The sequence below is a fragment of the Natrononativus amylolyticus genome, assembly GCF_024362525.1.
Lineage (GTDB): Archaea > Halobacteriota > Halobacteria > Halobacteriales > Natrialbaceae > Natrononativus > Natrononativus amylolyticus.
Map to the genome: position 1 here is coordinate 625,924 of NZ_CP101459.1, position 22,334 is coordinate 648,257.

General features: G+C 48.5%; 21 protein-coding genes. 10 read left to right on the forward strand and 11 right to left on the reverse strand.

Features of this window, described 5'->3' with window-relative positions:
- Positions 1-138: 138 nt before the first annotated feature.
- Complete coding sequence (locus NMQ11_RS18290; protein WP_255171128.1) at positions 139-936, reverse strand: alpha/beta fold hydrolase; 798 nt, start codon at positions 934-936, stop codon at positions 139-141.
- Positions 937-1,080: 144 nt separating this feature from the next.
- Positions 1,081-1,359, reverse strand: a complete 279-nt coding sequence (locus NMQ11_RS18295; RefSeq protein WP_255171129.1) for a hypothetical protein — start codon at positions 1,357-1,359, stop codon at positions 1,081-1,083.
- A 300-nt stretch (positions 1,360-1,659) separates the two neighbouring features.
- Here NMQ11_RS18295 and NMQ11_RS18300 point away from each other — a divergent pair, with 300 nt between their 5' ends.
- A complete protein-coding gene (locus NMQ11_RS18300; RefSeq protein WP_255171130.1) occupies positions 1,660-1,911 on the forward strand; it encodes a DNA methyltransferase in 252 nt (83 codons plus the stop codon).
- A 347-nt stretch (positions 1,912-2,258) separates the two neighbouring features.
- Here NMQ11_RS18300 and NMQ11_RS18305 read toward each other — a convergent pair whose 3' ends face one another.
- Positions 2,259-2,936, reverse strand: a complete 678-nt coding sequence (locus NMQ11_RS18305; RefSeq protein ID WP_255171131.1) for an IS6 family transposase — start codon at positions 2,934-2,936, stop codon at positions 2,259-2,261.
- Positions 2,937-3,343: 407 nt separating this feature from the next.
- Here NMQ11_RS18305 and NMQ11_RS18310 point away from each other — a divergent pair, with 407 nt between their 5' ends.
- Entirely contained in the window at positions 3,344-4,522 is a 1,179-nt protein-coding gene (locus tag NMQ11_RS18310; protein ID WP_255171132.1) for a thiolase domain-containing protein, read from the forward strand.
- Entirely contained in the window at positions 4,519-5,958 is a 1,440-nt protein-coding gene (locus tag NMQ11_RS18315) for a zinc ribbon domain-containing protein (protein ID WP_255171133.1), read from the forward strand. The genes NMQ11_RS18310 and NMQ11_RS18315 overlap by 4 nt, the downstream gene beginning before the upstream one ends.
- 155 nt (positions 5,959-6,113) lie before the next feature.
- Here the strand turns inward: NMQ11_RS18315 and NMQ11_RS18320 are convergent, their stop codons facing one another.
- The 3 genes from NMQ11_RS18320 to NMQ11_RS18330 all read right to left on the reverse strand — a co-directional run bounded on the left by NMQ11_RS18320 (position 6,114) and on the right by NMQ11_RS18330 (position 9,295).
- Complete coding sequence (locus NMQ11_RS18320; protein ID WP_255171134.1) at positions 6,114-7,355, reverse strand: Nramp family divalent metal transporter; 1,242 nt, start codon at positions 7,353-7,355, stop codon at positions 6,114-6,116.
- Between the two features lie 192 nt (positions 7,356-7,547).
- The gene (locus NMQ11_RS18325) at positions 7,548-8,093 is read right to left on the reverse strand and encodes a ribbon-helix-helix protein, CopG family (protein ID WP_255171135.1); all 546 of its coding nucleotides are present in this window, start codon (positions 8,091-8,093) and stop codon (positions 7,548-7,550) included.
- Between the two features lie 131 nt (positions 8,094-8,224).
- Positions 8,225-9,295, reverse strand: coding sequence for an alcohol dehydrogenase catalytic domain-containing protein (locus tag NMQ11_RS18330; RefSeq protein ID WP_255171136.1), 1,071 nt, complete (start codon positions 9,293-9,295; stop codon positions 8,225-8,227).
- A gap of 274 nt (positions 9,296-9,569) precedes the next feature.
- Here NMQ11_RS18330 and NMQ11_RS18335 point away from each other — a divergent pair, with 274 nt between their 5' ends.
- The 4 genes from NMQ11_RS18335 (at position 9,570) to NMQ11_RS18350 (ending at position 12,967) form a co-directional block, all read left to right on the forward strand.
- Positions 9,570-10,691 (forward strand): MFS transporter, encoded by a 1,122-nt coding sequence (locus NMQ11_RS18335; protein WP_345781482.1) that lies wholly within the window; start codon positions 9,570-9,572, stop codon positions 10,689-10,691.
- A 37-nt stretch (positions 10,692-10,728) separates the two neighbouring features.
- A complete protein-coding gene (locus NMQ11_RS18340) occupies positions 10,729-11,472 on the forward strand; it encodes an SDR family NAD(P)-dependent oxidoreductase (protein WP_255171138.1) in 744 nt (247 codons plus the stop codon).
- Positions 11,473-11,661: 189 nt separating this feature from the next.
- Positions 11,662-12,057, forward strand: coding sequence for a MaoC family dehydratase (locus NMQ11_RS18345; protein WP_255171139.1), 396 nt, complete (start codon positions 11,662-11,664; stop codon positions 12,055-12,057).
- 139 nt (positions 12,058-12,196) lie between these two features.
- Positions 12,197-12,967, forward strand: a complete 771-nt coding sequence (locus tag NMQ11_RS18350) for an enoyl-CoA hydratase/isomerase family protein (RefSeq protein WP_255171140.1) — start codon at positions 12,197-12,199, stop codon at positions 12,965-12,967.
- A 90-nt stretch (positions 12,968-13,057) separates the two neighbouring features.
- On the opposite strand, the gene NMQ11_RS18355 is transcribed toward NMQ11_RS18350, so the two are convergent.
- Positions 13,058-13,879, reverse strand: a complete 822-nt coding sequence (locus tag NMQ11_RS18355) for an enoyl-CoA hydratase/isomerase family protein (protein WP_255171141.1) — start codon at positions 13,877-13,879, stop codon at positions 13,058-13,060.
- Positions 13,880-14,053: 174 nt separating this feature from the next.
- A complete protein-coding gene (locus NMQ11_RS18360; protein WP_255171142.1) occupies positions 14,054-14,818 on the reverse strand; it encodes an SDR family NAD(P)-dependent oxidoreductase in 765 nt (254 codons plus the stop codon).
- Positions 14,819-15,024: 206 nt separating this feature from the next.
- Here NMQ11_RS18360 and NMQ11_RS18365 point away from each other — a divergent pair, with 206 nt between their 5' ends.
- Entirely contained in the window at positions 15,025-15,783 is a 759-nt protein-coding gene (locus NMQ11_RS18365) for an SDR family NAD(P)-dependent oxidoreductase (protein WP_255171143.1), read from the forward strand.
- A 62-nt stretch (positions 15,784-15,845) separates the two neighbouring features.
- Positions 15,846-17,039 carry a CaiB/BaiF CoA transferase family protein gene (locus NMQ11_RS18370; RefSeq protein ID WP_255171144.1) on the forward strand — a complete coding sequence of 398 codons (1,194 nt, stop codon included), beginning with the start codon at positions 15,846-15,848 and terminating at the stop codon, positions 17,037-17,039.
- A gap of 31 nt (positions 17,040-17,070) precedes the next feature.
- Here the strand turns inward: NMQ11_RS18370 and NMQ11_RS18375 are convergent, their stop codons facing one another.
- Together NMQ11_RS18375 and NMQ11_RS18380 are read right to left on the reverse strand one after the other, a co-directional pair.
- Positions 17,071-18,201 carry an acyl-CoA dehydrogenase family protein gene (locus NMQ11_RS18375; protein ID WP_255171145.1) on the reverse strand — a complete coding sequence of 377 codons (1,131 nt, stop codon included), beginning with the start codon at positions 18,199-18,201 and terminating at the stop codon, positions 17,071-17,073.
- Positions 18,202-18,423: 222 nt separating this feature from the next.
- A complete protein-coding gene (locus NMQ11_RS18380) occupies positions 18,424-19,398 on the reverse strand; it encodes an LLM class flavin-dependent oxidoreductase (RefSeq protein WP_255171146.1) in 975 nt (324 codons plus the stop codon).
- A 170-nt stretch (positions 19,399-19,568) separates the two neighbouring features.
- Between NMQ11_RS18380 and NMQ11_RS18385 the strand changes: the two genes are divergently transcribed.
- Positions 19,569-21,233 carry an AMP-binding protein gene (locus NMQ11_RS18385; protein ID WP_255171147.1) on the forward strand — a complete coding sequence of 555 codons (1,665 nt, stop codon included), beginning with the start codon at positions 19,569-19,571 and terminating at the stop codon, positions 21,231-21,233.
- 111 nt (positions 21,234-21,344) lie between these two features.
- On the opposite strand, the gene NMQ11_RS18390 is transcribed toward NMQ11_RS18385, so the two are convergent.
- Positions 21,345-22,331 (reverse strand): LLM class flavin-dependent oxidoreductase, encoded by a 987-nt coding sequence (locus tag NMQ11_RS18390; protein WP_425607725.1) that lies wholly within the window; start codon positions 22,329-22,331, stop codon positions 21,345-21,347.
- Between the last annotated feature and the right edge of the window lie 3 nt (positions 22,332-22,334).

Consider the following 22,334-nt stretch of genomic DNA (forward strand, 5'->3'; position numbering starts at 1 on the left):
TCAAAACCACCGTCTACAATCTTCGCCGGAGCGTCCGTTACCCGTGAAATCAACCGCCGTGTACCGAAACTACAGAGCCAAAAATCTTCTATTGATGATGACCTCCAGCAGTCGTGCTGAATAGAGAGCGCGTATCGGTCAAAGCGATGTAACAAAGTCGCTCACCACTCGGTTGAACTTCTCGGGTTCTTCAATGGTGAGACAGTGGCCGCTCTCCTCGAAGAGTTTGAATCGGGCGTTTGGGATGAGTTCCGCAGCGTATTCGACGGAAGCGACGCTTCGCCACTTTTCGTCCGTACCGGCACATACCAGGGTCGGGACATCGATCTCGGGCAGAACAGCTCGATACTCACGCATCAGTTCAAGGAGCATCGCTCCCGAAATCGGTGGCGGGGTTCGGGAGGACTCGTCGAACATCATGGTCCGGCGCTTTCGGGACGGGGGGTCTTTGAGTAATGCCTCGATTTGCTGGTCAAGTCGCTCGAGTGGATTCGTTTGTATACCCACGAGTGCGTCCCTGAGCCCTTCGACGGTGTAACTCCCGTAGTCGTAACCCGCTCGTTGCAGCGGTGAGGGTTCCATATCTACATCGACCAATGCGCGAATTCGATCCGTGCCAAACTGGTCGACGTACTCCCACGAGATGAGTGCACCCATCGACCAACCGACGACCACGGCATCGTCGAGATCGAGCTGCTCCAGAACCGCTCGTACGTCGCGAGCGTGTTGCGGCAGCGTATGACCGAGTTCGGTCTTCTCCGACCGACCGTGGCCTCTGAAATCCAACGCGAGACAACGGTACTCGTTCGAGAGGTCGGTCAGTTGAGATTCGAAGTACCTGAGACCCGCCGTTGCACCGTGAAGAAAGACGATCGGTTCCCCGTCACCGTGATCCTCGTAGTAGAGGTTCGCTCCGTTGCACTGGATACTCGGCATAGCAATAGACGTACGTTCGAATCGAGAATAGCTGTGTCGGGGGTGCTGAAGAGCTGCTGCATAGAACCTCTATCTCCAGCAGGCTACTCTTTTCTTCTATTGAGAAATTCACCAGGGTCAGCGACTTAGCTTTCACCTCCGTTGTTATTTCTCTACGGTAATAGATTCTATGCGACCGAGGCGCACGGTTCGTTGGATTCGGGATTCGTCATCACCGCCGGTATCACTACCGATAGAGATGCTGAACGCGTAATCAGATTTAACACCAGTCAGTTGATTCTCGTCGGTTTCGACAAATAGTACGCTCTTTCCGTTTTCTTCAGGAACTTGCACAACGTTCCCTGTTCGTGAAACTACGTTACCCGACCGCGTCGATTCATACGCTATTTCCACTTTGTCGTCTTGCTCAATCTCTTCAATCATACCTCCTAATCCGACAACTGGTGGTTTATTGTTATTGGTCCGAACGCGCTTAGAGCGACACGCCCACAGGGAATCTACAACGAAAGCCGGGTGTGTCATACACTCTCGTTATCGGACTAGGCACAACACACTTGTTTTATAACAATATGTTCTATGATATGTTGGTTAGAACTGTAAGCGCCCTGGAAATTGACTGGACAACGACAGGCCAAACCTGGAACCAGTAAAATAACAATGGCGCACTCTACTACAGAACCTACGAGGACCACTCTAATGGAGAACTCATCTGTGACTGAGTTGATGACGTCCGAGCCCTACTATACTGCAGAAAATGGGGCGTGTTATCATGGAGATAGTCGTGAACTCCTCGAGGAGCTCCCCGATGAGTCCATTGATCTTGTACTAACATCTCCACCATTTGCCCTGACGAAGAAAAAGGAGTACGGAAACAAGGATACAGAGGAGTACAACGACTGGTTCATGGAGTTTGCAGAAAAGATCAAACGTGTTCTCAAGCCGACTGGCTCTTTTTGTCATCGATATCGGCGGTAGCTGGCAGAAGGGGGTTCCCTACCGCTCGATTTACCACTTCGAGCTGTTGACGAGGCTGGCTGGGAGCGATGGTCCGTTCGAACTGGCCCAGGATTGCTACTGGTATAATCCTGCGAAGCTTCCGACTCCAGCGCAGTGGGTGACGATTGAGCGCGTTCGCATCACCGACGCCGTGAACCATGTCTGGTGGCTCGCGAAAGGAGAGGATGAACGCCCAGAGGCAGACAACACTCGAGTGTTACGCGAATACTGTGACTCCCAGAAGAAGCTCATGGCTGAAGGCTATCGTGACAAAAAGCGACCTTCTGGGCATGATATCAGTGATAAGTTCGATAAGCCGGCACTGTCTAGTTTAGCACCTCCGCTGGCGTCTGTCCGTTGAGTGACTGGTGCGGTCGTTGTGTGTTATAGTAGTGTACGAACATCACAATCCTATCTCTGACGCTCGCTCGACTTCCCACCCACGAGTTATGGAAGCGGTCAACTCGCATCTTAAAGGTGTGAAACCACTTTTCAATCAGGTTTCGCTCGACGTAGTCGAGTTGGCCGCTCAACCCTAACCGAGAGAGGGCAGTCAGATATCCGTAGCCATCGATGAGAAACATCATCTCGGAAAAATCGTGTTTCTCGGCCAATCGATGCAGGAACGCAGCGGCTGGATCGGTGCCTCGGCGTCCGAACACTGCGACATCAAGAATCAGCCGAGAGTCGAGATCGATTGCAGCGTACACCCAAGACCAGTCGCCGTTGATCTTGACAGTAGTCTCGTCAACCGCGACCCGCGAGGGCTTCGCCCTCGGCGGGTCTGGCACGCTGTCAGCCAGCCGATGTACCCAGTGCCAGATCGCTTGATGAGAACGTTCGACGCTGATCAAGCGAAGGATCGCTTGTGTCTCCCGAAGCGAACAACCGGTCGCGTGGAGGCAGACAGCGAACACCCTAACGGGCGTCGCCGTCCGCTCACGCACCCAAGCTTCATCAAATTCCGCCCCGTATGACTCGCTGAGCAGGTCTGCGAGCTGCATGATCAAAACAACTCTACGACCTGCTCGCTTCTCAAACCGCGCTAACTAGACGGTGCCTTCCAAACTAATCCCATGATCAGCTTGTTTCCCAAGCCATCCTAACTAAATAATGCTCAATGAGGGGTAATAAGTCTCGAAGTGTCGGTTGATACAGTTGAGTACGTCATCAAGTCCGACCTTCGAGACTAACTGATAATTGCTCTCACGGTTTGATTACTTGTTGATGAAGTCAATATTTGCAGAGTGCTATTTGTCTTATTAGACACCATATCTTTGATCACCGTTCCACATTATTTCCAACAAATGCTGAAGGGGTGATAAATCACCGGTTCATGATTTATCCGCCAATAATTTAGGCTGCTATTTGATAGCAGTGGGCTTATCTCGGTGCAGAGTGCGTATTAGGTATGAGAGATGCCTATATAATTGGCGCTGGCCAATCATCGTATGGTGCGTTTCCCTCAGAAAGTTACCGGTCATTATTTCAAATAGCATTTGAAACTACGGTTGATAGTGTTGAAAATGAATTTGACCCCAAGGATATTGATGAGGTGGTCCTGGGGACTCTTGGAGTCGGGGGTAGACAGCTTGGCCTCTCCGGGCCTGCAGTAACAGAATACGTCGGTTTGAATGGAACGCCCACCAATCGAGTCGAAAATGCCTGTGCAGCAAGTGGGTTCGCCGTTCGACAAGCCGTTCAAGCAGTCAAATCTGGGATGGCCGATGTCGTTCTTGCTGGTGGTTTCGAAATTATGTCAGATATGAGTTCGAATGCCACAAAATATTGGCTCGGTGTTTCTGGAGAAACCCAATGGGAACGCCTAGCCGGTACGACATTTTCCGGGGTCTATGCACAAATGGCTTCAGCGCACATGGAACAGTACGGGACTACACAAGAACAACTCTCACGAGTAGCGGTCAAAAACCACGCAAACGGAGCAAAAAACCCACATGCTCAGTTAGATTTTGAGTGTACACTAGATGATGCACAGGCTGCGCCAGTAATTGCTGACCCCCTTAACCTCTATCATTGTTGCCCAACTTCAGATGGTGCGGCTTGCGTCCTAATTGTGAGTGAAGACGTTGTTAGTCAATACACTGATACCCCCATCCGGGTTTCCGGGGTTGGTGCTGGCAGTGATAAAGTTGGACTCTTTCAACGTGATACATACACAAGAATTCCTGCAAGTGAAAAAGCTGCAGAGGCTGCATACAAGATGGCAGGTATTGGTCCGAGCGATATTGATTTTGCAGAAGTTCACGATTGTTTTACAATCGCAGAGTTGCTTGCCTATGAAGATCTCCAATTCTGTAAGAGGGGTGAATCCGGCGAGTTCATCGAATGCGGTGCAACAGAAATTGACGGCAAAATTCCGGTTAACACGTCCGGTGGGCTCAAATCGAAAGGCCATCCAATCGGTGCAACAGGTGCAGGACAAGTTGTCGAAGTATTCAAGCAACTTTCTAATAATGCGGGTGAGCGTCAACTTGAAAATCCAATACGCGGACTTACGCACAATGTAGGTGGGAGCGGTGGTGCCGCTGTAGTCCATATCTTTGAGAAGAAAAAAGGGGTGAAAACATGACAGGGATTACTGGAATCGGTGCCTACGTTCCTCAGTACTCTATAAGTGCAAAGGAATTTAGAAATGCATGGGGAGAATTCAAAGGGCCAGGAATCTCAAAAAAAGCAGTACCAGCATTCGACGAAGATTCATTGACTATGGCATATGAGGCTGCCAAGCGAGCACTCGATGCAGCCGAGACGGACTTAGAGAACGTTGGTTGGCTTGGGTTTGCGTCATCAAGACCACCGATAGCCGAAGGTGATTTAACAGCTCATTTAGGCGCGATGCTTGCAATCCCTCACTCAGCAACTCTGCAATTATTCACCGGGAGCACACGTGCTGGAACTCGTGCGCTATGGGCGGGAATTGATGCAATCGAGGCTGGTGTAGATACAGCTGTTGTTGTCGCTGCAGATGCGCCATACGGAAAACCAGATGGTGAAATCGACCACAGTGCCGGTGCCGGTGCCGCAGCATTTGTACTCGAGTCAGACGGACCGGCTGAGATCAAGGATCGTGGAGAGTACGCAACACCATACTCTGGAACTCGTTTCCGCAATATCGATCAAAAGGAAACCACAGGGCTAGGTATCACTCAATACGATAGAAACGCGTTCACCGATACAATCAGTCAGGCGATGTCGTCGTTCGAGGCTGATCTCGATACCGACGCTGTTGCAGTTCAGGCACCAAATGGAAAGCTACCGTATCGGTTAGCAAAAGAATTTAACATTGATGCTGAAAAGATACAAAATGCAGTAACTGTACACAAACACGGCGATTTGGGTGCAGCGAGTGTACCAATTTCATTATCCCACGCACTTGCTAGCGGTCACGAAACCGTTCTTGCGGTCTCATATGGTAGTGGTTCGGGAGCAGATGCAGTTGTTGTAAAAGCTGACGGCCCCGTTCCTAATAGAACAGCGCTTGAAACGGCAATTCCACTCACATACACAGAATATTTGCGTCATCGAGGAGTTATTACGACAGATCCACCAGCCGGTGGCGGTGCCTACGTTAGTATTCCAACTTGGCAACGTTCGCTTGCGCAGCGATACCGGTTAAAAGCAGGGCGTTGTTCAGAATGTGGAGCACTTTCATTTCCTCCAGAAGGGGCTTGTGAAAGCTGTGGCAAATTAGCTGAGTACGAGCTTGAAGAGTTGTCTGTGACTGGAAAAATTGAGACTGTCACAACGATATCGCAAGGAGGTGCCCCACCAGAGTTTGCCGAACAACAAGCTAAATCTGGTGACTACGTCTCGGCAATCATCTCGTTCGATACAAAAGACAACAAAGAGACGGTTAGTCTGCCTGCAATGGGTACAAGTGCTACATCTGCTGATTACGAAATTGGAGAGGAGGTTACGTCAACGATTCGACGCATCTATACACAGGAGGGAGTCACCCGATATGGTTTCAAGATGTGTCCTTTGTCCCTAGACCGTCAAGAGTAGCAGCCACTGTTCTTTAATCAAAAGACGACATAACACAAGTAAGTCTGCTAAGAGTAATCCCAATAACGGAGGGTGTTCGGCCGCATAGTTTGGTACACCCTTGATGAGGATCTACGCTTGAGATAGCGGTTACGTCAAGGGACTAATACCCTTCTTTAGAAGGGGATCATTCCTCCAAGTCCGGGTCCGAGGACCAATTGATCATAGAGCGTCTGAGACGCGATGATAATTACGACAACCAGAACTAAGGCACCGAGTATGTTCTGCGTCGTACTATTGGTGTACTCCCCAAGGAGTCTGTCGTTGTTCATTGCATATAGCAGGAAGACTGCTAAGATTGGTAGTAATAGCCCGTTTGCAACTTGTGCAAAGATAATCAACTGAATGACGTCATATTCGAACGTCGAGAAGATGAAAGCGAAAGCAAGGACTGACACCCAAATTGCGCGGAAGCGCGTAGCCTTCATGTCACGTTCCCATCCAAGAACACCCGCTGTAGCATATGCAGCTGCGAGCGGTGCGGTTATAGCGCTCGAGAACGCTGCTGCGAAGAATCCGACCGCGAAGAAATAGAAGGCCCAGCCACCGAAGATAGGCTCGAGTTGGTCAGCCATCTGACTCACATTGCCGAGTTCGGTTCCTTCAGGGAACACGCCAGCAGCAGTGACCATGATCGAGAGCATAATAATTCCCCCTAGCGACATCATGAATATTGTATCTGTACGAGACGCCTCTAGACCATCAGTACCACCCCATTTCTCCTGAACTGTGCTTGCATGCAGGAACAGATTGTAACCGACAATCGTAGTTCCAATTACGCCTGCGATCAAGTATGCCGATCCGTCGGGGATAGTTGGGATGAATCCAGATGCCATTCCGGAGAAGTTCGGGCCAATAACGATCGCGTTGAAAATAAACGCGAATCCCATGAGGCCGACGATACCAATGAATATGTATTCTAATAATTTGTAGCTACCGACCCATAATACGGCAAACGCTACCAATGCAGCGAGGGGGGTCCAAATATTCGTACTGGTCCCTGTGACCATCACCAGTCCTTCACCACTGGATACGAAATTACTGACCTGATATGCAGCTGTCCCAATTAAGATCGCAGCCACAACCAACCCAATTGCGGAATAACGTATAACTGGATGTTTGAACTCGCTGTAGATTGCTTCTCCCAATCCTTTTCCAGTAACGAGTCCTAACCGAGCGCTCATCTCTTGAAGAATGATTGTCGCTGTAATACTAAACACAACCGTCCAAACGAGTAGGTATGCATATTCAGCACCCAATGCACTCGCGGTTGTGATAGTGCCAGGCCCGATAAATGCTGCTGAAATCAATGCGGCAGGCCCCAACTCTCGTAGTCGCTGTGTATCGATTATTCCCATGTCTAGTGCCCACAAAGATCACACGAAGTAACCCTATAAAAGAATTATTGAGAAATAAGGCGAAATAACATTCTCGAACACATATACCCTCATCAATGAAGGTCGCATTTGTGAATTTTTATGAAGATAGATCAGATCCTTGTAGCAGGATGTGCGGACTATATGCTAGATAGCGAGCTGAAAAAGAAATTATTAGTTGGCCACTTGTTCAATTATAATCGCTTTAAGCACACCTCTCTCGATATCAATTTCTAAGGGCATTTCAACCGTGCTACGTTCAATAAATCGGGTTGCAAACCATCGTGTTGCTTCAGACGGGAATATCACATGGTAAGTGTCCTCAGTGTTTCGCTGCACCTCAAGAAACCCACAAAACGAGAGCCATGTTAGCAGGTCTCCAATTGTTTCAAATTCAGTAGCATACTCACGAGCGTGATAATCTGAGACTCGATCGATAGCTTGGACTAGTTCCGGTTCAGGGTCTCCGTCCGCATAGCAGTACTCAAGGAAAACATGAAAAAAATCAATGTCAAGTAGCACATGTTCACCCGACATGAGCATCTGATAGTGTTGACCAAGTTTATCGCTTGCATGCCCATTTGCTGCTTCAAAATTAGTCGCATAAAATGTGAGTGCGCGTCTGACTATCTCACTCTGTGGAGAGTCAGTTTTCGTACAAAGTGTTTCAAGCGCTTCGATTGAATCTGCATCAAGCGATGCTGTAACTCGCTCTGTCATATTTTCTCATAGGAAGCAAGGCAGGTATAGTTCACGGTATCCATTGTTATCGAGATGAGAAAAGCATAGTGCTCCTGCTGAAGAAGCAATAGATGGCAATTAGTGAATCAAGACGCCAATCTACTACTCTACTACGATTGAGTCAGAATGAGTTTCCCATAAAGGCCCCGATTCGCCATTTTTTCAAAAGCCACTTCGTAATCGGAGAGCCGAATAGTTTCCTGAATTACGGGTTCAATACGTCCGTTCCAAACATGATCAAGCATATCTACGAAATCAGAGTGGCTATGCGAGGTACTTCCAAACACCTCCAGTTGGCGCATGAAGATTAACCGAATTTCAGTTTCGGGGTTAGGACCGGCTGTCGCTCCAGAAGTAATGAACTTGCCTCCGTTCCGCAGACATCGCATTGACTTTACCCAAGTATCGCCTCCGACAGTATTAAATACGGCATCAACTCCCGTTTTGTCAGTAAGTTCCCATATTTTCCTATCGAATTCCTCTTCATTGTAATTGATAACGTGGTCTACCCCCATTTCTTGAAGTCTCTCAGTTTTCGATTCCGAACCAGTTATTGCGTAGAGTGTCTCGACACCGATGACATTCTTTGCAATTTGGATAGCATATGTTCCGACACCCCCAGTGGCACCAACTACTAAAAGATCGTGTGGTGGTCGAATATCACCGCGATTCATAAGTGCCCGCCAAGCACATCCTGCTGCAATAGGAACCGCCGCGGCAGTCTCGAAACTGACATGGTCAGGAAGAGGATGCAAATTTCGTTCAGGAACATCAACATATTCAGCGAATCCCCCCCGCCGGTGTTCACCAATGACTTTTAGGTTTCGGCACATAGACTGCTCCCCGTTAAGACAAAGATCGCATTCGCGACAGGAGATGCGAGAATTGACGACAACCCGATCACCAGCGGACCAGTCACTGACGTCATCACCGACAACTTCAACTACACCAGCAATATCACCGCCGCCCCAAAACGGGTACTCCGTAATATAGTGGTCAAGTTCTCGAACTGCGAACAAATCCTGATGATTGAGCGAGGATGCTTTAACATTGACCAATACGTCATTGTCTCCTATAGAAGGAATTGGGACGTCTAACAACTCGATCTGATCAATATCACCGTGTTCGTGAAATCCAATAGCTTTCATAGTTCCAGTCATCTCATCGGGATTGCTACTCATTAGCAACCAAACTGTTTATTGGGAAGGGGCATAACATTTCTGTAGTAAAGGGCTACGGTAGTTTTCAATCAACATTACGATTTCAAGCAGGAAATCGATCCTAATCAAGTCTCTATCGGAAAATAAAAGACACCAGAGTCAAAGGTCATGCTTAGAATTGAAACCAAATTGATACCGATCGCTAGGTAACAATAGGACCATCGTGTATACCAATCTCGACGAGCAGCCCGATAGTCGCCACAGTTGGATAGTAGCTACAGTTGGCGCTGTTGCTATGATATTTACAATGGGGACTCCGTTCTCGTATGGGGTTTTTATAGGACCTTTTAGCACTACTTTTCAGATATCTCCCGTTGTCCTCTCGACGATATTTTCAGTCATGTTATTCACATTTTTCATTGGAGCCGGAGTGGTAAGCATCCTCACATCACAAGTTCCAGCTCGTTTGCTAATACTGGTTTGTGCGGTAATAATTGGCATATTGAGTCCATCACTATATTTCGTTGAATCATATGTCGGACTACTCGTAGTCTTTGCTACAATGGGACTAGCGCTGGGGATGGTATTCGTTGTAATAGCGTCGATTGTCCCACGATGGTTTAGGGAGAATCGTGGATTTGCAATAGGAATCATTTTCGCGGGAAACGGCTTAGGCCTATTTCTACTTCCACCTGCTTGGCAGCTTGCTATCAGCTACCGTGGTGTGCGTGAGGGATTTTTTATTATAATGACGTCTACCATGGTTACATTTTTTATCGCAGGAATTGTCTGCCGACGACCGCATTGGGCAGATCGTTCGACAACTTCCACCAACGACCTTCTTAGGTGGATTCGAAGAGGGAGTAGAACGCGCTCGTTTAGGTTATTGTTCGTCGGTGTTGCATGCACGTTTGCGTGGTATCAAATGCTCGCAGCGTACGCAATTGATCTCTTCACACACCGTGGGCTTGCAGAATCGACTGCATCTCTGGCATTTGGACTCATTGGCGGTGTGAGTATCATCTCGCGAATTGGAAGTGGATACATTGCAGATTCGCTTGGAGCTCGAGGAGCGTTTCTGGCATCGCTTAGTTGTTCGGCGATAGGAATCGGTTTGTTCCTAGCACCGCAGTTTTCAATACTGATACTAGCTATTTTCTTAACTGGTATCGGACTAGGAGGAAGTGCAACCCTCTACATACCCGTGCTCCTTCGAACGTATGGTCCAGAAAAAGACACCGCCATCGTTGGGACCTCAAACATCGCGATTGGAGTCGCTGCGTTGGCAGTGCCTCCGATTGGAACTGGAATTGTTAACTATACCGGATCATTCGAGCCAGCAATTGTGCTCACATTTGTTACGACAGTTCTGGCAATTGTAACAGTAGGACTCGGCGCTACGAAAACTCACGCCTAGTCGAAATAGTTACCTGTATACCGCCAGAGTTCCGGATATGGACCTTCAACTTGAGGGGCAGACAGCAATCGTGATTGGAGGAACAACCGGTATCGGTCGTGGAATTACCGAACGGTTGTATGAAGAAGGAGTGAACGTCGTCCCGACGAGTCGGACTGAAAAGAGCGTTGAAGAAGCAGCGCGTGCAGTTGAGTGCCCCATAGTTCACCCAACAGACATTACGTGTCAGGATGATATTGAGAGTCTACTGGAAACAACCACTGCTCAGATTGGAGCAGTCAACATTCTCATCAATAGTTCTGGACTAATTCAAGAAGCAACTTCGCCAGAAGAGATGTCAATCGAGCAGTGGGATACCATCATCGAAACGAACCTATATGGTCCGTTCCTCGCGTCAAAAATGGTTCCCCCCTACATGGATGGGGAGAACAAAAACATCCTAAACGTAAGTTCAATGGTAGAAGAAGTGCCACTAAAAGGGATGAGTGCGTACGTTACATCCAAATTTGGCGTAAAAGGTCTTACAAAGAATCTCGCATTAGATTACGCAAATGATGATATTCGCGTTAACGCAATTGCACCAGGAAACGTAGTGACAAGACAAAATGAGGATGTACTGACGAAGGATACAGTCCAAGATCTGATTCTCGATCGAACTCCAATGGGAAGATATGCGAATGTAGAAGAAATAGCAGATCCAGCTGCATTTCTAGTCTCACCGAGGGCAAGCTACGCAACTGGTGAGACATTTGTCGTGGACGGTGGATTCACACTCAAGTGACGGTCTCATACCTGAAGGAGCGAAATTCGCTGACACTAAAATAAACCTCGGTCGGCCTTACCAAATGTTGAAAATTATTATTCATTGCTAGTTTGGTTGCATATTCTCCGGAGCTAATTGGCAAGAGAGAAGCTAAAATGTACATAGAGATTCATACATTACTAATTAGTTGGGTGCGAACCCACTACTATGCCTCGTCTTTCGGTCGGCGATACCGCCCAAGCAAGTCTTAAAATTACTGACGAAACAATCAACCAATATGCAGATTTGGTTGGAGATAGAAACCCATTTCACACAGATCCAGAGTACGCCGCAGAATCGATTTTCGGAGGGAAGTTTGCGCATGGAATGCTAATCGCCGGTGTAATCAGCGCAGCGATGACAGAGTTACCAGGGGAAAATATCTATTTGGCGCAAGATATTTCGTTTGAACACCCTGTGTTTCCAGGAGATACTGTAACTGCGACCGTTACTGCATCGGAATACTTGGGTGACGATCGCATGGAGATCGATACAGTTGTCAAAACCGAGTCAGAAACTATTATTACGGGAACTGCAGTCCAGCTTATGGTCCGAGAAGAATAAGTCAAGAAGGAGAATAGATCAGGTTAGTTGTATTTCACGGTACTACAGCCAATAAAGCTGGATAGCTGTGATCATAGACTTTGGAATGTATTTCTCCAACGAACCAAACACTTATTTCTCCAATACCGAAATCCATACTATGGCACATGCGTTAATAGAGACAACCGAGTCAGACGGCCACGTTCACATTACATTAGCTAATGAGGAGAAACCGAATCCAATTAATGCTCAACTGCAGAAGGAACTCAACAGTGTACTAGGTGACCTCGAGAATGATGAATCGGTACGAGTGGTGTCAATTACCGGACAAGGGAGCTCGTTCGCGGTAGGTGCCGATATCTCAGAGATGCATGGTTGGTTACAAAACAAAGAGTGGGACGAACTAATGCGGTTTCTTCGGAGCGGGCAAGAGTTGATGAGTCGAATAAGTGATCTTCCGGTACCCACACTTGCTTCAATAAACGGATACGCACTAGGTGGAGGACTGGAACTGGCTCTTGCATGTGATCTGCGGTTCGCCAGTCGCTCTGCGACCGTTGGTTTCCCGGAAATCAATCTCGGGATGATTCCTGGTTGGGGTGGCACACAGCGCCTCCCTAACGTCGTTGGTCAAAGTACTGCAAAAGATATACTCCTTACCGGCCGCCATATTGACTCAGAGTCAGCCCTAGAAATGGGTCTAATTGATCGAGTGACTGCAGATGATCAATTAGATGAAACGGTCGACGACTATGCTGCGACGATTGTTGAAAAACCGTCTCACACGACGCGGTATATGTTAGACGCAGTCGAAGCTAGTAAGACCGACTCTACAGAAATGGGGCTTAGTCACGAGTTGATGTGTGATATGTTTGCTAGTTTTCCTGCCGAGACTACAGATCGAGTAGAATCCTTCATGGATCGTAGTTAAATTACACTACTGCAATCGTTAGTCGGGGGGCCGCGACTGAAGTTATGGGAAAACAATAAGGTGCAAACCGTTGAACCTAACCGTTCTCGATCAATCTTCGCGATCGGGAAGTGATCCCATGAAAGATCGCTTCTCCATCTCTTCACCGTTCATAAACGAATCAGATCGTTCGGTGAATTCTTGAGATCGCCAAACAGCTGCGGTCAACTCGCGCTGTGATTCCCACCCCAACATCGCAACGTTACTCCACTGCTTCATTATTGATTTCATCACCCTGTAAGCCTGTGGACTACTGTTCTCGATCACATCGAGAAGCAATTCGGTCGCTTCGTCTTCAACGTCATCGTCATCCACGAGACGGTTAATTAGGCCGATTTCATACGCCTCCTCAGCGTCGATGAGGCGTCCAGTCAGGAGGATTTCTCGTGCTCTACGTTCGCCGATCATTAGCGGAAGCATCTGGAGACCCCCACTGCCGGCGGTCGAACCAACCTTTACTTCTGGTTGTCCGAATTTCGAGGATTGACCAGCAACGATTAGGTCACACCCCATGATGAGTTCTTGTCCACCCGCAACACAGGGCCCAGTAACTGCTGCCACCGTAGGTTTGCCGGTGTCTTTTAGCACTTCTAAGTTATCGTAGTAGGCGTTTAGCCAGCGGGTTCCAGACTCGAGACTTTTGCCTTTAATATCGGAGAGATCAGCACCTGAGCAGAAAATATCCCCGATACTCCCTAGGATGATTCCGTCAACATTCTCATCACGGTCAGCGCTCCGGAGAGCGTCGTTGATTTCGAGAATGACTTCGTGGTTGAGGACGTTGTTTTCCGCCATATTATCTATCCGAATGTAGCAAATACTGTGATCCTCAGAGTACTCTACTGACACCTTATCGTACGTATCGTCGGACATGACTAGCCGGTCGCGGGTTACCGGTATAAATCTTTATATGTTTGAAGTTAGGGGAGGTATCTATTTACGGTCGGGTACCCAAAAATTTGGGTCGAGTCAATAGTCAATAATGCGCTGTCAGAAGAGGATCGACCTGGAACAAACATGGGAGAGAAAGATTCGGAAATGATTCGGTCAACACATCGTCAATCCACCGCTCACACTCAGAACCTGACCGGTCACGTAATCGGCATCCGAGCTAGCGAAGAAAGCGACGCCCGACGCAATGTCTTCAGGTTTTGCTTTCCGACCCAATGGAATGTGATTTTCCATGCCATCATGAATTTTCCTCGCGATCTCAGTTTCCTCTTGCATCTCCTCGAGCAACGGTGTCTCTGTTGGACCAGGAGAAATGACGTTGCACTGCACGTCGAACCGTGCGAGCTCGCGGGCAAGGGTCTTTGTAAAGCCAATAGCACCAGCTTTCGTCCCTGCGTAGACAGCTTCACCCGTACTACCGACTCGTCCGGCATCCGATGAAATCGCGATGATTTTTCCGGTCTCACGCTCCATCATGTTATCCATGACGGCACGCGCACAGTTGACTTGGCCGCGATAATTGATATCGATAATTCGGTTCCAGACCTCAGGATCATTGTCCTTGAATAATTCGACACGATCCCAACCAGCATTATTGACAAGGATATCAATCTGCCCTTCCTGTTCGAGAATGTCATCAACAGTCGACTGAACGTCGGTTAAGTCCGTTACGTCCGCTGGAGCAGCGAACGCGTCATGACCCACGGCGCGGAGTTCTTCAGCTGTCGTTTCTGCTCTCTCGGCTTCGATGTCGTTGATGGCAACGGTAGCTCCTTCTTCTGCTAACCTAGTCGCGATAGCTCGTCCGATGCCACGTCCTGAACCGGTGACTAACGCAACGTTATTGCTAATGCCTCGCATACGATTTGTGATTCGGGAAGGATTGATAAATAGATTAGGAAATCAGGGCTTGATGACACATAATATGTGTGCAGAACTTGTTTATTCTCCAACATTAACAGAAAAATTTTCATAGATAGTCTGATTAGAAGAGGGCATGGTTAGGGTTTACCACAACAGCAAAAGTAATCACCGAGGCCGCTCATCGCTTTACGGTGTGATGTCCTATGAGTAACATTGGAATCGACGCTGATCTTGACGGGCAGGTGGCCGTTGTTATCGGGGGCACGACCGGAATTGGGCGAGCGATTTCTGAGGCTTTGTCCGCCGCCGGTGCGGATGTCGTGCCAACGAGTCGAACTAAATCGAGCGTAGAAGACGCAGCAGATGCAGTCGACTGTAATCTAGTCTGTCCAACTGACGTGACGGACCGAGACGCTGTTCGATCATTGTTCGAGAGTACTGTTGAAAATATAGGCGAGATCAACATTCTTGTCAACAGCGCAGGTGTCGTTCAAGAAGCAAAGCCCGTTGAAGAGATAACCGATGACGAATGGGGGCTGATTTTCGATACCAACGTATACGGTGTATTCCTTGCATCACAACTAATCCCTGATTATATGGCTAATGCCCCTCGAATTATCCTCAATGTGAGCTCGATGAACGGAGAGAGGGCTGTTCGTGAACTATCCGCATACAACTCAAGCAAATATGGAGTCAAGGGGCTAACTGAAACACTTGCTCTCGAGTTCGCAGAAAGAGGGATTCGAGTGAATGCAATTGCACCAGGATATGTGAAAACCCGACAAAATGAGGAAGTACTCGATAACGAAGAAGTCAGTGCAGCGATTCATAAGCGAACGCCGTTATCGCGTTATGCAGAATTAGATGAAATCGCTGGATCAGCCCTATTTCTTTGCTCTCCAGCAGCCGAATTCATCACTGGTGAGACCCTTGTCATCGATGGAGGGTTTTCCGTTAAATAAAGCCCTTGTCCTGGTGTGTTTCGGGTGAAGACTAAATAGAAGGACTCGCTAATCAGTATCTGATGCACGATAAGCCATTAGCAGAGACACGCGTGCTGGATCTAACACGACTTCTCCCAGGACCATATGCAACGCAAATGCTCGGGGATCTTGGAGCGGAAGTTATCAAGATAGAAGAACCAACCGTAGGAGACTACTATCGCGAAATGGAACCCCAGCTCAACGATGGGACAAGTAGAATATTTGCCATGCTTAATCGAAATAAGAAGAGTGTCGCGCTCAATTTGAAAGACGAACGTGGGAAGGAAGCTTTTTTACGACTCGTTGAAACAGCGGATGTCGTCGTCGAAGGATTTCGGCCAGGCGTTGTAGAGCGACTTGGAATCGACTATGAGACAGTCAGTGAACGGAATGAGGCCGTTGTATACTGCTCACTATCGGGCTACGGACAAAGCGGGCCGTACGAACAATGGCCAGGCCACGACATCAATTATATCGGTATCGGCGGCTTGCTCGGGATGACGGGTACTCCTAATGAAAAGCCCGTTATTCCGGGTGTACCGGTTGCTGATTTCGCAGGCGGGATGGCGACAGCGCTCGCAGTCATGGTTGGTCTTGTACAATCGAAAACCACTGGCGTCGGGAGCTACTTTGATCTCGCAATGACGGATGTAATTGTCTCCTGGCTCTCCCTTTACGCACCATACGTCTTCGACGAGGGCGCTTCCGTACCAGACCGCGGTGGAACCCAACCGGCGGGTAAGTATCCATCATATAGTGTCTACGAGACGGCAGACGGCAAGTACATCGCGCTCGGTGGACTTGAGTACAAATTCTGGGAAGCCACATGTGAAGTGCTGGATCTTGAGGAGTATGCAAATCCAGAGGACCATAACCCCGTTGGGGAGCGCAACCAAGAAGTCAGAGAGGCAGTCGCCGCGGCGTTTAAGAAACGGACGCGTAGTGAATGGCTAGAGCACGTCGATCCAACGAGAGTCCCAATCGCGCCTGTGAACGATTTGGAGGAAATATGGGAAGATCCACAGGTACAACACCGTGGGATGAAAACATCGATGAACACTAAACACGGGCAGATTCCAGCGGTCAGTACACCAGTTCGCCCACACGGATACGATAGCGCGCCGCACGAAACTTATCCGGGATTAGGCGAACACTCGAGAACAATTCTAACAGAAGTATATAACGACAGTAAATTAACCGAACTGTTCGATGACGGTGTGACAAAAACAGACTGACGACCGTCGGTAGCAGTACGAACCGAAAGGGTCAGTCTAGTATTCTATCAGAGATGATATTCCGTTGAATCTCGCTCGTCCCTTCGTAGATTTCTAGTCCCTTCGCATCACGGTAATGCATCTCAACAGGGAAGTCGCGAGTGTATCCATACCCTCCGTGAACCTGTACTGCCTGACTGGCGACTTCCTGGGCGGATTCTGAGGTATAGAGCTTCGCCATTGCCGCCTCAGTTTCGAACTCCTCTCCACTGTCACACCGTTTGGCGGCATTATAAACAAGGTGTCGACAATTCTCCACCTTAATGGCCATGTTCGCGATCTTGTGACGAATTGCTTGGAACTGCTTGATCGGTTGATCGAATTGAGATCTGTTCGAAGCATAAGAGATGGATTCCTCGTATGCGCCAGCTGCAACGCCCAACCCTCGGGCCGCGACTGCGATTCGATTCTCACCAAGCATCTCCATTGTATGATAGAATCCTTTGTTCTCTTTCCCCAACAGGTTTTCTTCAGATACAAACACATCGTTAAGGAGTACTTCATGAGTATTCGATGCATGATACCCCATCAAATCCTCAGGCTCCTGAACGTCCACCCCATCAGAATCGGTTGGAACAAGAAAAATACTGATTCCACGATGCCGTTCTCCAGGGTTCGTCTTAACAGCTACCGCGATTAGATCGGCAGCGCCCCCTCCGGTAACCCACATTTTGTTCCCATTTAGCACATATCCATTTTCGACACGTTCTGCGGTGGATGTGATACCAGCTAGGTCTGAACCGTGATCGGGTTCCGAAAGCGCGATAGCATCAAGCAATTCACCTGAGCTGAGACCCGGTAGCCATTTTTCTTTTTGTTCCTCGGTTCCAAACAGCCGAATGAAGCGAAGCAGCCCCTCATCGAGTTTCATCCCCGCCGACGGCCATATTTTCGAGACTTCCTCCATCACGATTGCGTGGCTCAACATATCCATCCCTCCGCCGTCGTACTCAATCGGAACCTGAGCCCCTCGCAAATCGTACTCCGCTAATGTCCTAATGGCCTCCTTAGGAAACTCGCCGCGTTGTTCCCACTCGTCAACTAATGGCTGTAACTCGTTTTGGGCGACGTCTCGAGCCGTTTGCCTTACAGCTTCGTACTCTCCGCTAAGGTCTATCGCCATACGAATGAATAGCCACTTCTTGGATATAAAGCGATCCCTCTACAACCCATCACTGCTTACTCCTGTTTCTTGGTGATCAAAGTCGATCGGATGCTAAGCAGGGTTCGTTAATTAGAGGAAAACCAGGGATAGTAGCATAAGATAAAGTGAGAGTGTAGAAACGATAACACACAATCCACATCCAGTCGCACATCAATAGGTCTTCTACTGTTCCGAGGAGATCTATAGTCGAGGAAGGACCTCATCACCGAGGAGATCAATTGAATGAAGAGTTTCCTCGTGACTCATTCCTGGACCATGGATTTTCATAATAAGGTGGTCAGTTTCGTACTTGTTGATGAACTCTGAGAGCTGTGAGACTACATCATCGGGATTCCCGGCCATAATTCCACGTCCAATCAAATCAGTAACGTCATTGAGCTCCCCTTCTGAAATTCCTAAATCAAGCCCCTGTTCCAGATACCGATCGACCACTGGCTGTATTGACTTTCTGGCCCTCTCAACTGCGACTTCTCGAGTCTCAGCAACGAACACAACTCGAATTACCGGATTGATACGATCCGTAGGATCCTCTCCATACTCATCGACGTACCCGTGGTATCGCTCTTTGCGGTCCAAAATGAGGGCGGTCGATTCCGGCCAACTGGGCATCCATTCATCGCCAAATCGGGCTGCACGTCGTAATGCGGCATCGGCACCACCTCCACACCAAATTGGAGGACCACCTGCTTGGATTGGGTTTGGCGAGATTTCAAAGTCAGATAGTTCGTAGCTTTTGCCATTGAAGTCGACATCACCTTCTCCCCAGAGTTGTTTCACGATTCGAATATAGTCTACAAACCGAGTGACGCGTTCGTCCATCGGAACGTCCAGCGCCTCGAACTCCCGTTCCTGGTATCCAAGTCCCACACCGAGGATTGATCGACCATTGCTCATCTCATCGAGAAGTGCGAATTCACCTGCTAACCTCACAGGATTGGCCAGGGGTAAAAGAACGATACCTGTTCCGAGTTCGACCCGTTCCGTGACAGAGGCATATCCAGCGAGTGCCATTTGAGGAGAGGGCCACGACATGTCCCAACCGTGATGTTCTGTTAACCAAATTGAGTCAAACCCAACTTCCTCAGCTCGCCGCACCTGAGTGAGCGAATCTTGATAGCAGTTCCCTCCCTGCATCGGACGGACTCCGAATTTCATACACAAAAAATAGAACGCAGCCTAATGTATATTACTATTAGACAACAGAGTGTACCGGATGCCGAAGTTAGTAACGATGGATATGGTACATGATGTTAACGCTATTTTCGCACCTAGTATGAGTCAGTGAGAACAATTATAGGGAAGACGAAGCTATGTGAACTATACCCATGGAACGATACCTATGGACAGAAGAAAAACATGCGAAGTTCACTAAGGCAGGGTGGTGGCCAGATAAAACGATTATCGATTATTTGCGAAAACACGCTGAGCAACGTCCGGATCAAATCGCACTGGTCGATAAATACGGCACGTACTCCTATAGAGACCTATTCCAGGCCGTGCAAAACGTCGCCCATGGTCTCTCCGTGCACGGAATTACCGCGGGTGATGTTATCGCACATCAGATTCCGAATCGAAATGAAGGTGCCATCCTCAACCTTGCTGCCATTTTTATCGGGGCAGTCACTAACCCGATCGTGAGTAGTTATCGAGAAAACGAACTCGAGTATATACTCGACAAGATCGATGCGAAAGCATATTTTGCACCGAAAACGTATCACGGCTTCGACTATGGATCGATGGCGGCAGGGTTAAAAGAGGAATTGTCTGAGCTTGAGAAGATCGTAGTGATTGAGGAGAGCGAATCAGAAAAACTGGGCACATCAATTTCGCTGCAACAGTTAATCAAGACAGACTGGGAAGCTGCGACTGAAGAATCACAACCTCAATCGACTGAGGTGGAACCTGACGATGTTTCGCTCATTCAATTCACCTCAGGAACAACCGGAAATCCGAAAGGAGTGCTCCACACTGAGAACACACTTTTGTCCGCTGTGACAGGAGAAATTGACCGTCTTGGGCTGACTGACAACGATGTGATCTTCACACCATCCCCGATCGGGCATATGATGGGAATACAACATGGATATCGGCTATCACTGATACTCGGGACGAAGTGTGTATTCCTGGAGAGATGGAATCCAGAACAAGCAATTAAGCGTATTGCAGAGGAGAACTGCACCTTTATGGGCGGAGCAACTCCGTTTGTGAGTGATCTAGCAAAAGCGGAGAACATAACTAACTACGATACCGCGAGCCTGACTACGATCATGACCGCTGGAGCTCCGGTGCCACGTGAGATAATCGAGTTAGCTCACGAAACGTTCGAAAACCTCACTGTCTGTCGTGGGTGGGGACAAACGGAGAACACGCTTCCGACGGTGAACAGCCCAATGGACCCCGACGAAAAAATACTCACAACCGATGGAAAACCATACGGGGGAATGCAGGTTCGAGTGAAGCAACCAGAGTACGCTCAAGCGGACGAGGACACAGATGGAGAACTACAAGTAAAAGGTCCGTTCCTATTTGTGGGGTATTTTGATGAGGAAAAACAAACACGGGGGGCCTTCACCGAAGACAACTGGTTCAAAACTGGAGACAAAGCAGTTGTTGACGAGGATGGCTACATTGAGATCAAAGGTCGGATCAAAGATCTCATTATCCGAGGTGGAGAAAACATTCCAGTCCGTCAAATCGAGGAGTATCTACATGAACATCCCGCAGTAGAAAACGTCGCAATAGTCGCAATGCCAGACGAACGGTTACAGGAGCGTGCGTGTATGTATGTCCTTCCCGTGGATTCGGATCTGCCTCCGACGTTCGATCAACTAATCGACCACCTGAAGGATAAAAATATCGCTGTCCAAAAGCTTCCCGAGAGACTCGAGATCGTTGAGAAGTTCTCTATGACTGCCAGTGGAAAAATACAGAAATACAAACTTCGCGAAGACGTTGCAGAAAAGCTTGACATGGACCCAATTCAACGGTGATCTTACCAATTTGTGGAACGTGTCCACTACACCTCATGGTTTTGGATACCCCAGCCAACTATTTCAATCAGTATTAGGGGCAAAGGTGAATCCATAGTACGGGTTCGACAATTACGGTGCCATAGCTTCAATTGTCTGCAACGTCAGCTCTTCATCACACTGTCGTGGGATCGCGAGGATCGGGAAATCGATTATATCCCGCGCATCTAAGAGGGTTTCAAGTTTCTCGGGCGCAGTATCCGGTGTCCCCACAATACCGAGATCTACGATCATTTCGTCGGTGACTGCTGCAGTAGCGCTCGACCGGTCCCCCTTTCGCCAGAAATCGGCAACTACCTGAGCTTCTTCCGGGAAAGACAGCGCAACCGCATTTTCGTATCCCTTTGCGTTACCAATATTATATGCGAGATGCCGGCGTACGGCCTCTTCAGCAACTGAGACGTCATCTGCAACTGCTACAGGAACGTACGGGGAAACAGTGATTTCATCAGGGTCACGTCCTCTCTCTCGAGCTGCCTCAGCAATAGTCGCGAAGGATTCAGTAAGATATGAGAAGGGAACGTTGTGCGGTATCCAGCCATCCGCTAATCGGCCGACTACACGTCGATTCGCAGAGCCAAGCGCTGCGTGGAAGATTGGGACGCTAATATTGAGTGAGGGAAAGTCGGCGACCTCGAGTAACTCGTTTTCATAGAGTACAGGCGACCCGTCACCATCGAGATACGCATCTACAACCTCAATCGTTTCATGGGCTCGTCGAACCGGTCTCTCAAACTTTATGCCGTGGAGGTCCTCAATGACTTTTGGTGTGCTAACACCTGTTCCAAGGAAAAAGCGCCCATCTGAATAGCGCTGAAGCGATGCAGCCCCCATCGCGAGTACCCCTGGAGACCGTGAAAATACATTGACGATGGCAGTGCCGAGGTTAATATCAGTAGTGCGGTCTGCAAGTATCCCCAATTCTACAAATGCGTTGTTCTCCCATAACTCAACCATCCACGCAGAATCGTATCCCAGGTCTTCAGCGAGTACCCCATACTCAATTGAGTCTCTTGTTTCTGTGTCTGGGAGCAATAGCCCACGAGGAGTTCCATTCATAGT